At 67.3% G+C, this 13,001-nt stretch carries 10 protein-coding genes; 7 read left to right on the top strand and 3 right to left on the bottom strand.

What is annotated here, in order from left to right; translation table 11 throughout:
- Nucleotides 1–21: 21 nt before the first annotated feature.
- On the bottom strand, nucleotides 22–366 hold the full coding sequence (locus tag HDC34_RS14755; protein ID WP_104311491.1) for an Lsr2 family protein: 345 nt from the start codon (nucleotides 364–366) through the stop codon (nucleotides 22–24).
- Nucleotides 367–617: 251 nt separating this feature from the next.
- Between HDC34_RS14755 and HDC34_RS14760 the strand changes: the two genes are divergently transcribed.
- On the top strand, nucleotides 618–1,547 hold the full coding sequence (locus HDC34_RS14760; protein ID WP_179557549.1) for an AEC family transporter: 930 nt from the start codon (nucleotides 618–620) through the stop codon (nucleotides 1,545–1,547).
- A 53-nt stretch (nucleotides 1,548–1,600) separates the two neighbouring features.
- Nucleotides 1,601–2,107, top strand: a complete 507-nt coding sequence (locus tag HDC34_RS14765) for an HtaA domain-containing protein (protein ID WP_104311493.1) — start codon at nucleotides 1,601–1,603, stop codon at nucleotides 2,105–2,107.
- Here HDC34_RS14765 and HDC34_RS14770 read toward each other — a convergent pair.
- Nucleotides 2,104–3,279, bottom strand: coding sequence for a phosphatase domain-containing protein (locus HDC34_RS14770; RefSeq protein ID WP_308807361.1), 1,176 nt, complete (start codon nucleotides 3,277–3,279; stop codon nucleotides 2,104–2,106). The two genes, HDC34_RS14765 and HDC34_RS14770, sit on opposite strands and share 4 nt — an antisense overlap.
- 4 nt (nucleotides 3,280–3,283) lie before the next feature.
- Nucleotides 3,284–4,015 (bottom strand): DedA family protein, encoded by a 732-nt coding sequence (locus HDC34_RS14775; protein WP_104311495.1) that lies wholly within the window; start codon nucleotides 4,013–4,015, stop codon nucleotides 3,284–3,286.
- 248 nt (nucleotides 4,016–4,263) lie between these two features.
- Here HDC34_RS14775 and HDC34_RS14780 point away from each other — a divergent pair, with 248 nt between their 5' ends.
- From HDC34_RS14780 to leuS, 5 genes are all read left to right on the top strand, one after another.
- On the top strand, nucleotides 4,264–5,691 hold the full coding sequence (locus HDC34_RS14780; protein ID WP_104311496.1) for a cytochrome ubiquinol oxidase subunit I: 1,428 nt from the start codon (nucleotides 4,264–4,266) through the stop codon (nucleotides 5,689–5,691).
- Nucleotides 5,691–6,719: a cytochrome d ubiquinol oxidase subunit II gene (gene cydB / locus HDC34_RS14785; RefSeq protein ID WP_179557551.1), complete on the top strand. Its 1,029-nt coding sequence runs from the start codon at nucleotides 5,691–5,693 to the stop codon at nucleotides 6,717–6,719. Before HDC34_RS14780 ends, cydB begins: the two co-directional genes overlap by 1 nt.
- Before the next feature lie 3 nt (nucleotides 6,720–6,722).
- The gene (cydD, locus tag HDC34_RS14790) at nucleotides 6,723–8,393 is read left to right on the top strand and encodes a thiol reductant ABC exporter subunit CydD (RefSeq protein ID WP_179557552.1); all 1,671 of its coding nucleotides are present in this window, start codon (nucleotides 6,723–6,725) and stop codon (nucleotides 8,391–8,393) included.
- Complete coding sequence (gene cydC / locus HDC34_RS14795; RefSeq protein WP_179557553.1) at nucleotides 8,390–10,069, top strand: thiol reductant ABC exporter subunit CydC; 1,680 nt, start codon at nucleotides 8,390–8,392, stop codon at nucleotides 10,067–10,069. Before cydD ends, cydC begins: the two co-directional genes overlap by 4 nt.
- A gap of 150 nt (nucleotides 10,070–10,219) precedes the next feature.
- Nucleotides 10,220–12,769, top strand: a complete 2,550-nt coding sequence (gene leuS / locus HDC34_RS14800) for a leucine--tRNA ligase (protein WP_179557554.1) — start codon at nucleotides 10,220–10,222, stop codon at nucleotides 12,767–12,769.
- The last annotated feature ends 232 nt before the right edge of the window (nucleotides 12,770–13,001 follow it).

A 13,001-nucleotide genomic window follows, 5' to 3' on the forward strand; every position in this document is an offset into this window, starting at 1 on the left:
CGAGACCTCTCGGGTTCGTGCTTACGCGTTGGCTGCTTCGTAGTCCTCGATGATCGAACCGGGAATGCGACCCCGGTCGGAGATCTTGTGGCCCTCGGCGCGAGCCCAGGCGCGGATAGCGGCCAGGTCCTTCTTCGGGCGGTTCGAGGTGGAACCGGCCGACTTGGACTTGCGCGACTTGGCTACCGTGCGGGCGGCCGAGACGTAGTCGGCGAGTGCGTCACGGAGCTTCTTGGCGTTTTCGTCCGAGAGATCGATTTCGTAGTCGGTTCCGTCGAGAGCGAATTGAACCGTTTCGCCTTCGCCTTCGGCGAGTGAACTCGAGTCGATGTCGTCGACGAGCTGGTAGATGACTTTCCGAGCCATGGGATCCCCTTCGTTAATTGCAGACCGAGGACATGTTAGATGATTATCCGGTGATTTGAATCCAGGTTTCTTCTGGCTGGGGAGTTTGCGCCCTATGCACTGCGTGAGCTAGGTGGCGACACGATGAGAGAAAAAGTCTCCCGAAGTCATTTCGGTTCGCTTCCGAGTTCCTCGTGAATTCGTCGGTGAGCGCGCGGTCGCACTCACCAGCGTCACCCGAGAGCGGCGGGCAGGATACGATCGCGGAAGCTATGAATGTTCTTCAGGGATTCGCGGTCATCGCGGTCATCGTGACCGTGGGCGTGTTCCTGGCACGCAGCGGTGTACTCGGGCAGACCGGGCAGACCGGCCTGTCCAAGCTCGCATTCAACGTCGCGACCCCAGCTCTGCTCTTCACGCTCATGGCCGACGCGCACCTCGAGGTGCTCTACTCCAGGCAGTTCGTCGTCACGGCAATCGCCATGACCGCTGTGGCGCTCATCTACGCCGCCGTCGGCGCCCTCCGCAGATGGGGACTCGGGACGACGACGTCCGGCGCCATGGCGGCCAGCTACGTCAACGCCGGGAATCTCGGCATCCCGATCGCGGTCTACGTGCTCGGCGACGCAACACTGGTCGCACCCGTGATGCTCGGGCAGCAGCTCATCATGGGTCCGGTCTTCATGACGCTCCTCGACATCGCATCCAGGGACGACGACGCGCCCCGACTCCGGTGGTGGCAGATCGTCCTCCGGCCCTTCCGCAATCCCATCGTCATCGGAGCGCTGGCTGGCATCGCAGTGAGCGCGTCCGGCGTCACGATCCCTGGGTTCCTGCTCGACCCCATCGAGCTCCTCGGAGGCATGAGCGTCCCCGCGATGCTCCTGGCGTTCGGCATGTCCCTCTGGGGCAACGCCATCCCCTTCCGTGAGCCCGACCGTGCGCCCGCGATCGTCGCCACCGTGCTCAAGGTGTTCGTCCACCCGGCTCTTGCCTGGCTCATCGGAGCGTGGCTGTTCGGTCTCGACGGTGCGGCGCTGCTCATCGTCGTCGTGACCGCGGCGCTGCCGTCCGCGCAGAACGTCTTCACCTACGCGAGCAACTATGGGGTCGGGATGCGTGTCGCGCGCGAGACGATTCTGGCGACGACCTTCCTCTCGGTTCCGGTCATCTTCGTCGTGACCCTGCTGCTCTCGAAGTAGCGCGCGCAGATTGCCGCTGGCGCTTCGAATTCGAGGCGGGCTAGCTTTGTTGCATGGAGCTCTGGCGTGGAGAACTGCGATGGCCGATCAAGTCGTCCTTCGTGGAGTACGTGCGTCGCTCGGGTGGCGACGTGCGCGTGGAGGGTGGAGCCTTCGTCGACGACGATGAGTTCGCCTATCCGCGAGGCGCCACCGACTCGGCGTGGCTGGCTGGAGAATCGCCGGTGGGAAGCGCCAGCTTCGTCGGCTCGGTGAGGCTCACGGGACACGGAGGCATGCTCGACGTGACGTTCCGGAACCCGCAGCTCGTCTTCGACGGCGATGGCGCGAGGCTCGTCGTGCAGGGTGAGGACGGTGCGCTGATCGACTTCGCGAGCTGCGAGGTCGGGACGCCGCTCATCCGCGATGACGTGGCCGAATGGCTCGGGGTGCGCGTGATCCTCACCCCGGCGGGCTCGAGCGTCTTCAACGGCATGTACCGCCCGTACTCGGAGATGGACTCGCTGAACTTCACGCTCGCCCTGGGGCGCACGCAGTCCCCTCGAGAGGAACGCGCCTAGTCCACGGGTGCGACGACGGTCTCTTCCGGGGCCTCGTCCGTCGTCGTGCCCGGCGCCTGCGTCAGGTCCGGCAGGATGCCCGCCTCCGTGAGCTGCTTGGCGAGGCCAGCGCCATCCGGCGCGTACACCCACGGCACCGGCGCGTTCTTGCGCCAGTGCGCGCTTGCCGCGCGGCCGCCCGCGAGCACAGCCTCGCTCGTCGACAGCTGCCGGATGGCGATGGCGAGCACGCGGTCAGGGTGGCGGCTCGTGAACTCGCCGTAGATCTGCTCGTCATGCTGGCCGTCGTCACCCACGAGGATCCACTTGATGTCGGGGAACTCACGGGCGAGTCGGTCGAGGTTCGACACCTTGTGGTCGAGACCGGACCGGAAGATGCGCTCCGGGGTCGGCCCCCAGTCGGTGAGCAGCAGGGGACCGGCGGGGTAGAGATTGCGACCGAGGAAGCGAGCAAGCGTCGGAGCGACGTTCCACGGACCGGTCGACAGGTAGACGACGGGCGTCTCGCTGCGCCCGAAGGACGTGAGGATGCGCTCGGAGAGCACGTTCATGCCGGGCGTCGGGGTGCGCGCGTGCACATCGAGCACGAAGGTGTTCCACGCTGCGAGCATGGGGCGGGGGAGTGCCGTCACCATGACCGTGTCGTCGATGTCGGACAGGAGTCCGACGCGCTGCTCGTCGGCGACGATGAAGACCGGGGCCGTGCTCGTCTGCCGGTCGAAGCTCTCGAAGGTGATCGTGTTCCAGCCCGGCGCGAGGTTCGCGGGCAGGTTGATGTCGATGATGCCGCCCCGGTCGGCCTTGACCGCGTGCCGGACGCCATCGATGATGACGGTCGCGGGCACATTCCCGGCGGATACCCGTGCGAAGCTCCGCCAGCCGCGGACGACCGATTCACGGCGCTTGCGCCTGAGGAGCCTCGAGAGGCTGAAGCGGCGCCTGCTGCCGGGAGGGGCCATGTGGACGCGCGCGAGCGCTCTGACCCACGTCGTGGTCCCGTACCCCGTGTAGGGCTCGAGGACGGTGAGGTAGCCGCGCTTCCGTACGAGCTTGACTCGCACGAGGCGGACGCGGTCCTCGATTCGGAAGGCGTTCTCGATGACGGCCCGCACGGGCCTGAGCCCAAGCAGCCAGCGTTCGAGCGGGGACTGGGCGTCGGAGGTCGGCGTCACCCGCTCATCCTCGCACGCCGGCGGTCTCGGCGTCTGAGTTGTCCGCGTCCGTGTTGCCGCCATCCGGCCCGGCCTGCTCGTCGGCTGCTCGAGCTGTCGCCTCGTCGAGGTCGCGGTTCATGACCTTCCCGATGGATCGCTTCACGAGCCACATGATGAAGAGGAACACGACGATGACGCCGACGAAGAGGTAGCCGGCCCAGTGCAGCGACGAGGAGAGCTCCCTGAAGCCGGCCGAAGCCCCAGCCGCGGCACTCACGTAGGCGGTCGACCAGATGACGCAGGCCGGAATGGTCCAGGCGAGGAATCGTCGGTAGCGCATGCCGCCCATGCCTGCGGTGAGCGGCACGAGGGAGTGCAGGACCGGGAGGAATCGAGAGATGAGGACCGCGGGGCCGCCGCGACGCTGGATGAGGAGCTCTGCTCGCTGCCAGCGCTCGTCTCCGAGCCAACGGCCCACTCGCGAGGCGCGGATCCGTGGTCCGAACGTGCGGCCGAGCCAGAACCCGAAGGACTCGCCGAGCAGCGCACCGACGATCGACGCGGCGATCGTCAGGACCCAGGGGAGCGGGGCGTCTATGCCCGTGCTGAGTGCGAGCAGGACGGTCTCGCCGGGAACGATGAGCCCGATGAGCACGCTGGTCTCGAGCAGGATCGCGACGCCCACCAGCACGATCCGCCAGACGGGAGGCACGGATTCGATGTACTCGAGGGCGGTCTCGATCAGCTCGTTCATGCTCTCGTCCCCGCATTCATGTCCGCGACTCTAGAGCCAGAAGTTTGGCGTCCCTGGGGATTCTCCACCGTTACCGTTTCGTTACACTTACTACATAATGTAGAAAAGCCTGGTCGCGGGGAGGAAGGGCGCCAACTTAGGGGCTCCTATTCGACAAGATGTAGGAGAAGTCGGCGTACCATCGAGTTCAGGAATCGCGCTGCGCTTCCAGGGCCTCGCGCCCAACCCGAGACGCATCAGGAGGCCCCGTGGACGCCCTGCTGGATCCACTCATTCTCGCGCGGTGGCAGTTCGGTGTCACGACGATCTACCACTTCCTCTTCGTGCCCGTCACGCTGGGCCTGGTCCTCGCCATCGCGATCTGGCAGACGGCATGGGTGCGCACGGGCAAGGTCACGTACCTGCGACTCACGAAGCTCTTCGGCAAGATGTTCCTCATCAACTTCGCCATGGGCGTCGTGACCGGCATCGTGCAGGAGTTCCAGTTCGGCATGAACTGGTCTGACTACTCGCGTTTCGTCGGCGACGTGTTCGGGGCCCCGCTCGCGTTCGAAGGACTCGTGGCGTTCTTCCTCGAGGCGACCTTCATCGGGTTGTGGATCTTCGGCTGGGACAAGCTGCCGCCGAAGCTGCACCTCGCCACCATCTGGATGACCATGATCGGAACGTGGACCTCGGCCTACTTCATCCTGGCCGCCAACGCGTTCATGCAGAACCCGGTCGGGTACGAGATGAACGAGGCCAACGGGCGAGCTGAACTCGTCGACTTCGGTGCCGTGCTGACCAACCCGGTTGCGCTCGCCGCGCTGCCGCACACGATCTTCGCCTCGCTCATGGTGGGAGCGGCCATCATCATCGCGACCGCCGCGTGGCACCTCAAGCGCGACCAGAACCACGACGTCATGTGGCCCGCCCTCAAGTTCGGCCTCTGGTTCATGCTCGTCGGCGGCGTCGGCACCATGCTCAGCGGCGACCAGCTCGGCCTCGCCATGGTCGAGGCGCAGCCCATGAAGATGGCGGCCGCCGAGGCGCTGTACACGACTGCCACCGGCGCGGACGCATCCTTCTCGGTCTTCACGTGGGGAACCCCGGACGGCTCGTCCGAGCTCTTCTCCATCCGCATCCCCTACCTCCTCTCGTTCCTGTCGACGCACACGTTCGACGGAACGGTCGAGGGCATCAACGATCTGCAGGCGCAGTACACGGCGCTCTACGGTCCGGGCGACTACGCGCCGATCATCTGGGTCACGTACTGGTCCTTCCGCTGGATGATGGGCTTCGGCATGGCGTCCATCGCGGTCGCCATGGCCGGCCTCTGGGTGACGCGCAAGAAGGCGAAGAACCCGCCGAGGAAGTGGATGTTCAACGTCGCGATCCTCACCGTCCTGTTCCCGACGCTGGGCATCACGGTCGGATGGATCTTCACCGAGATGGGACGCCAGCCCTGGCTGGTGTTCGGGCTGCTCAAGACCGAGTCCGGAGTCTCCCCGAACGTGAGCGGCCTGAGCGTGCTCATCTCGCTCATCGCGTTCACGGTCGTCTACGCGATCCTCGCGATCGTCGAGGTGAAGCTGCTGCTGAAGGCGGCTCAGTCCGAGCCGCCGAGTTTCGATTCGAATGCCGATGGCACCGTCGACGACGTTGCCGATGTCAAGGTGAAAGCGAGCGTCTACTGATGGATCTGCCCGTCCTCTGGTTCTGGATCGTCGCGTTCTTCTTCATCGGGTACTTCGTGCTCGACGGCTTCGACTTCGGCGTCGGCATCGCCCTCCCGTTCATCGGCAAGGACGACACCGACCGGCGAGTGCTCATCAACACGATCGGCCCGATCTGGGACCTCAACGAGACGTGGGTGATCGTCGCCGGGGCCGTGCTGTTCGCATCGTTCCCCGAGTGGTACGCGACGATCTTCTCCGGCTTCTACCTGCCCCTGCTGCTCATCCTGCTGGCGCTCATCGTCCGAGGGGTCTCGTTCGAGTACCGGCACCAGGGCAAGGGCGTCGAATGGACGAGATGGTTCGACTGGATGATCTTCGTCGGCTCGATCGTGCCCGCCTTCCTCTGGGGCGTCGCGTTCGCGAACATCACCCAGGGGCTAGCGCTCGATGAGAACTTCAACTACGTCGGCTCGTTCTTCGACCTGCTGAACCCCTATGCGCTGCTCGGCGGGCTCACGACGCTCACGCTGTTCTTCTACCATGGGCTGGTGTTCATCACGAGGAAGACCGAGGGGGAGATCCTCGACCGTGCTCGCGCGCTCGCCCTGAAGGTAGGCGTGCTCGTCGCGGTGCTCGCGATCACGTTCCTCGGCTGGACGGTCACCGCGAACTTCTCGATCGCGGGCATGATGCTCGCGATGGTCGCCGTGCTCGCGTTCGTCGGCTCGTACGTCGGCACGCTGCTGCGTCGCGACGGCATCGCCTTCGCGCTCGGTGCTCTGACGGTGGCCACGGCCGTGCTCACGCTGTTCGCGTCGCTCTTCCCGAACCTCATCCCGAACACGCTCGACCCGGCCAACCCGCTGACGATCATCAACGGCTCCTCCAGCGACTACACGCTGACGATCATGAGCTGGGCCGCGCTCATCATCGTGCCGTTCGTGCTGGGGTACCAGGCGTGGACCTTCTGGGTCTTCCGGAAGCGCATCAGCCGCACCATGATCACGGGAGAAGCGCCCAAGGAGTCAGCGGCCGTGGCCGCCTAGCCTGTGAAGCCCCTCGACCCCCGACTCCTGAGCCACGCCGCGTCGGCACGAAGCTTCTTCGTGCTCGGCGCGGCCCTCGGTGTCGTGCAGACCGCATCCATCATTGCCTTCGCCTGGCTGGTCACCCACCTCATCGTGTCGGCGATCGCGGGCGAGCGCGTCAACGAGCTCCTGCCGTGGTTCGGGGCGCTGCTCGCGGTCATCGCGGTGCGCAGCGCCGCGACCTGGGGCATGGAGGCGGTCTCCGCCCGTGCCGCCGCGAAGGTCAAGAGCGAGCTGCGCTCGAAGCTGCTGGCATCCATCGCGAAGCTCGGCCCGGCCTGGCTGGCCAGCACGTCGAGCTCCCGGCTCACGACACTGGCCGGACCGGGGCTCGGCGCCCTCGACACCTACTTCTCGAAGTACCTTCCACAGCTCATCCTGACGGCCATCGCAGCGCCCGTGCTGATCGTCGTCATGGCGATCTGGGACCTCCCCTCCGCCATCACCGTCATCATCACCCTGCCGCTCATCCCCGTCTTCATGATCCTCATCGGGTGGGCGACGCAGAAGGTGCAGCAGCGGCAGTGGTCGGCGCTCTCGACGCTGGCGACGGGGTTCCTGGAGGTCGTCGAGGGGCTCTCGACGCTCAAGATCTTCGGCAGAGCCGAGCGGCAGCCCACGCGTATACGACAGGTCACCGACGACTACCGGGTCGCGACGATGAAGGTCCTCCGCCTCTCGTTCATGTCCGGGTTCGCGCTCGAGCTCCTCGCGAGCCTCTCGGTGGCGCTCATCGCCGTCACGATCGGCATCCAGCTCATCAACCGTGAGATGTCGCTCGAGGTGGGACTCTTCGTGCTGCTGCTCGCGCCTGAGGTGTACCTTCCGCTGCGCCAGGTCGGCGCCCAGTTCCACGCGGCGGCCGATGGCGTCGCGGCGTCCGAGGACGTGTTCGCGGTGATCGAGGAGGCCGACGCGGCTCCCGGTGAGTCGCAGACCGCTGCGCGGGGTGCATCCGACGCGGGACGCCCGGGCTCGGGCAGAACCCTGGGAGACCTCGTGCTCGACGATGTCACTGCCGGCTACGAGGGTCGGTCCGTGCTGCGGCATCACAGCCTCGTCGCCCCGGCTGGGGAAGTGACGGCGATCGTCGGCCCGTCTGGCGCGGGCAAGTCGACGCTGCTCGCCGTCGTGCGTGGCACGGTCGACTCGGTCGGCTCCGTGAGTGTCGGCGGAGAGCACCTGACCGGTGAGGCGCGTCGGGCGGCCATCGCGTGGATGGGCCAGTCGCCGTCGCTGATCGAAGGAAGCGTCGCCGAGAACGTGGCCCTCGGCCAACCGGACGCGAGCCCGGAAGAGGTGCGCGCCGCGCTCAGCGCCGCTGGCCTCGCGTCCCTTGACGCAGATCGGATGCTCGGCGTCGCCGGCGCGGGTCTCTCCGGCGGGCAGTCCCAGCGCGTCGCCCTCGCCCGCACGCTGTTGCGAGCGCGTCGCCTCGACTGCCCTGTCGTGCTGTTCGACGAGCCGAGCTCGGCGCTCGACGCCGAGACCGAGCGTCGCATCGCGGCGGCGTTCCGGGCCCTCGCCGACGAAGGGCGCGTCGTCCTCGTCGTCAGCCACCGGCGAGCGCTCGTCGCGTCCGCGGACTCCGTCCACGCCGTCGAACGCATCGATGCGGTGGTCAGCTCATGACCCGTCTCCAGGAGCGCCCGTCCGCCGATGAGCGCCGGATCCTGCGCCTCGCCATGCCGTCTGCGCGTCGCCTGTGGCCCTCCATCGCGATGGGGCTCCTGAGCGCCATCTGCGCCGTGGCGCTCCTCGCCACGAGCGCCTACCTGCTCACGCGGGCCTCGGAGATCATCCACATCCTGCTGCTCGGCATCGCCATCGTGGGAGTCCGCGCGTTCGCCATCGGGCGTGCGGTCTTCCGCTACGTCGAACGGCTGCTCGGACACGACGCCTCCTTCCGGCAGCTCGCGGAACTGCGCGTCGGGGTGCTCGAGCGGCTCATCCCGCTCGCACCCGCCGGCCTCGCCACGCATCGTCGCGGCGACCTGCTGACCCGGCTCGTGAGCGACGTCGACGAGCTGCAGTTCCTGCCGCTCCGAGTCGCGCAGCCCCTCATCATCGCGGGGCTCACGTCGACGCTCGCCGTCGTCGGCATCTGGCTCGTGAGCGCGCCCGCAGCGATCATGCTCGCGCTCTGCCTCCTGCTGGCTGGCATCGTCGCGACAACGACGAACCTGGCCATCTCCGGCCGCGCCGACCGGGAGGCCGCGCCGCTGCGCGCGGCGCTCAACGACCGCATCTACGAGACCGTCTCCAACTTCGAGACGCTCGAGGCATACGGAGCCCTCGACGCGAAGCTCGCGGAGGTCGACGCGGCAGACGCGCGCCTGCGCGACGCGCTGGTCTCCCGCGCCAGGGGCAGCGGTGCGGTCGCAGGGTCCGTGATGCTCTTCTCGGGTCTCGCTACGGCGGGCGCCCTCGCCGTCGGCATCAACCCGACGGTCGACGGCACCCTGCTCGCGCCCATGCTCACCCTCATCGCCCTCGTGCCGATGGCCCTCTTCGAGATCTTCGCGCAGGTGCCCCAGGCGGTGGCCGCCTGGCGTCAGGTCAGGGCGAGCGCGGTTCGTGTCGCCGACGTGGCACCGGGGGATGCGCCGAAGAGCCTGCCGGACGCCCAGTTGCTTCCGGAACCGCGCCAGGGGCCGACCCGACCGGTGACGCTGGCACTCGACGGCGTCTCCGCGTTCTGGCCCGGTGACCCCGAGCCCGCGATCCGCGAGATCTCCCTTGAGCTGGCACCCGGCGACCGGCTGCTCGTCGAAGGCGAGTCTGGTGTCGGCAAGACGACGCTCGCCAACGTGCTCGTCCGGTTCCTGGACTACGAGGGCTCGTACCAGCTCAACGGCGTCGAGGCGAAGGAGTACGCGCCCGTGCAGGTGCGGGGAGTCGTCGGACTCATCGAGCAGAGGCCCCACATCTTCGACGAGACCATCAGACAGAACCTGCTGTTCGCGAAGCCGGACGCCGACGACGCCGAACTCGAGGCCGTCCTCCGCCGAGTGGGGCTCGGAGCATGGCTCGAAGAGCGGGGCGGACTCGAGGCCAGAGTCGGCGAGCACGGCTCGCTCGTGTCCGGCGGGCAGGCGCAGCGCATCGCCCTCGCGCGCGGCATCCTGGCAGACTTCCCGGTGCTCGTGCTCGACGAGCCGACCGCCAACGTCGACCCAGCGCTCGCCGACCGGCTCGTGGCAGAGCTGCTCGACGCATCCGGTGCCGAACGCTCGGTCGTGATCATCTCGCACACCCCCGTCGACCCATCCCTCGTGACTCGCGCGCTTCGCCTCGGCTGCGAGTAGTCTTGGGCGTTGGTGTGCAACGCGAAGAGCCCCGTGCTTCGCGTGGAATCCCGTCGCTCGCGGCGAGACCCACCCTCCGTGCAGCAACCGGCAACGCGATGAGATCTCCTCACCGCCGAGCGACCTGCAAGAAAATGGAAGAGGAAATCTGTGACCGAAGCGACAGGCGCTGAGCCCCAGGACTACGACTTCAAGGCTCTCGAGGCGAAGTGGTCGGCTGAATGGGATCAGCTTCAGCCTTTCGCGACGAACCTCGCGGGCGACGACCGCCCGCGCAAGTACGTCCTCGACATGTTCCCGTACCCCTCCGGTGACCTGCACATGGGCCACGCTGAGCAGTACGCGCTCGGCGACGCCGTCGCGCGCTACTGGCGACACCAGGGCTTCAATGTCCTGCACCCCATCGGCTGGGACTCCTTCGGCCTGCCCGCCGAGAACGCCGCCATCAAGAACGGCGGCGACCCAAAGGACTGGACCTACGAGAACATCGGGCAGCAGCGCGCCTCCATGAAGCGCTACGCGGCGTCCTTCGACTGGAACCGCGTCATCCACACCTCCGACCCCGAGTACTACCGCTGGAACCAGTGGCTGTTCCTGCAGATGTACGAGCGGGGCCTCGCCTACCGCAAGTACTCCGACGTGAACTGGTGCCCGAACGACCAGACCGTGCTGGCCAACGAGCAGGTCATCGACGGGCACTGCGAGCGCTGCGACGCGATCGTCGTGAAGAAGAAGCTCAACCAGTGGTACTTCAAGATCACCGACTACGCAGACCGGCTCATCGACGACCTCAACCAGCTCGAGGGTCACTGGCCGCAGAAGGTCATCACGATGCAGCGCAACTGGATCGGGCGCTCGCTCGGTGCGGACGTCGACTTCGTCGTCGAGGGCCGGGATGAGCCCGTCACGGTCTTCACCACGCGACCAGACACGCTCTACGGCGCGACTTTCATGGTCGTCGCCCCAGACTCCGACCTCGCCGCAGAGCTGGCCGAAGGCGCGAGCGACGAGGTGCGCGAGCGCTTCGCGAAGTACCTTGCCGACACGCGCGCGCTCGACTCCATCGACCGCCAGTCGAGCGACCGCCCGAAGACGGGCGTCGACCTCGGGCGCTTCGCCATCAACCCGCTGAGCGGCGAGCGCCTGCCGATCTGGGCGGCCGACTACGTGCTCGCCGACTACGGAACCGGCGCGATCGTGGCCGTGCCCGCGCACGACCAGCGCGACCTCGACTTCGCGCGCGCCTTCGACCTCCCGGTCAAGGTCGTCGTCGACGTCACGCAGGCCGTCACGGGCGTCATCCCGATCATCCCCGAAGACGGCTCGATGCCAGAGTTCGAGGACCTGCACCCCGCAAAGACGGGCGAGGCGCTGTCCGGCGACGGCCGACTCACCAACTCGGGGCCGCTCGACGGGCTCTCGAAGCGCTCGGGCATCCAGGCCGCCATCGAGCTCCTCGACGAGCGCGGTACGGGTCGCGCCGCCAAGAACTACCGGCTGCGCGACTGGCTGATCTCCCGCCAGCGCTACTGGGGCACGCCCATCCCGATCCTGCACGGCGAGAACGGCAAGGAGGTGCCCGTGCCGCTCGACCAGCTGCCTGTGCGCCTGCCCGAGGCCGAGGGCCTCGACCTGCGACCCAAGGGTGCCTCGCCGCTGGGCGGCGCCACCGACTGGGTGAACACGGTCGACCCCGAGACGGGCGAGCCCATGCTGCGCGACACGGACACGATGGACACGTTCGTCGACAGCTCCTGGTACTTCCTGCGCTTCCTGTCGCCGAACAACGAGCTCGCGGCCTTCGACGAGAAGACCGCCTCGAGCTGGGCGCCCGTCGACCAGTACGTGGGCGGCGTCGAGCACGCCATCCTGCACCTGCTCTATGCGCGCTTCATCACGAAGGTGCTCTACGACCTCGGGCACGTCGACTTCACGGAGCCGTTCTCCGCGCTGCTCAACCAGGGCATGGTCGTCATGGACGGCAAGAAGATGTCGAAGTCGAAGGGCAACGTCGTGAGCCTCTCGGCGGAGCTCGACCAGTACGGCGTCGACGCCGTCCGCCTGACGATGCTCTTCGCGAGCCCGCCGGAGGACGACGTCGACTGGGCCGACGTGTCGGTCGCGGGCTCCGGCAAGTTCCTCGCGCGCGCCTGGCGCATCTCCGGCGAGGTCACGAGCCCCCTCGGCGTCGACTTCGGTGAGGGCGACCGGGGCCTGCGTCGCGAGACGCACCGCTTCCTCGCCGACGTCCCGCAGCTCGCGAGCGGGTTCAAGTTCAACGTCGTCATCGCGCGGCTCATGGAGCTCACCAACGCCACCCGCAAGGCCATCGACTCGGGCGCAGGCCCGGCCGACCCCGCCGTGCGCGAGGCCGCGGAAGCCATTGCGGTCGTGCTCGACATGTACGCACCGCACACGGCGGAAGACATGTGGGAGCGCCTCGGCCACGAGGGCAGCATCTCGCACGTCAAGTGGCCGACGGCCGCCCGCTCGCTGCTCACGCAGGACCAGGTGACGGCAGTCGTTCAGGTCAACGGCAAGGTGAAGCACCGCCTCGACGTGCCCCCGACCATCGACGAGGCGTCGCTCGAGCAGCTCGCGATCTCGTCGCCGAAGGTGCAGGCCGCCATCGACGGGCGCGAGATCGTCAAGATCATCGTTCGGGCCCCGAAGCTCGTGAACATCGCCGTCAAGGGGTAGCAAGACCCCTGCTGAGAGGCGCCCGACGCGCCCCCGCTCACCCGAGCGGGGGCGCGTCTGCGTGTCTGACCGCCTTCCTCACTCCGACTCCTTCTTCCATTTCGGGATGGCTTTCTCGCTTCGGGATGGCTTGTTTCCCATCCCGAAGCGAGAAAGCCATCCCGAGAGTCGGTCACGAGTCGCTCGGCGACTCTGCAGACATGTCCGCTGAGGGGAATCAGCTCTCCACAGG

Origin of the sequence: Pseudoclavibacter sp. JAI123 (assembly GCF_013409665.1) — a bacterium.
In the GTDB taxonomy this organism is placed as follows: domain Bacteria; phylum Actinomycetota; class Actinomycetes; order Actinomycetales; family Microbacteriaceae; genus Pseudoclavibacter.

Bases quoted from the DNA above. Each gene is read 5' to 3' on its own strand.
- HDC34_RS14755 (WP_104311491.1), bottom strand. From the start codon at position 366: ATGGCTCGGAAAGTCATCTACCAGCTCGTCGACGACATCGACTCGAGT.
- HDC34_RS14760 (WP_179557549.1), top strand. From the start codon at position 618: ATGAATGTTCTTCAGGGATTCGCGGTCATCGCGGTCATCGTGACCGTG.
- HDC34_RS14765 (WP_104311493.1), top strand. From the start codon at position 1,601: ATGGAGCTCTGGCGTGGAGAACTGCGATGGCCGATCAAGTCGTCCTTC.
- HDC34_RS14775 (WP_104311495.1), bottom strand. From the start codon at position 4,015: ATGAACGAGCTGATCGAGACCGCCCTCGAGTACATCGAATCCGTGCCT.
- cydB (WP_179557551.1), top strand. From the start codon at position 5,691: ATGGATCTGCCCGTCCTCTGGTTCTGGATCGTCGCGTTCTTCTTCATC.
- cydC (WP_179557553.1), top strand. From the start codon at position 8,390: ATGACCCGTCTCCAGGAGCGCCCGTCCGCCGATGAGCGCCGGATCCTG.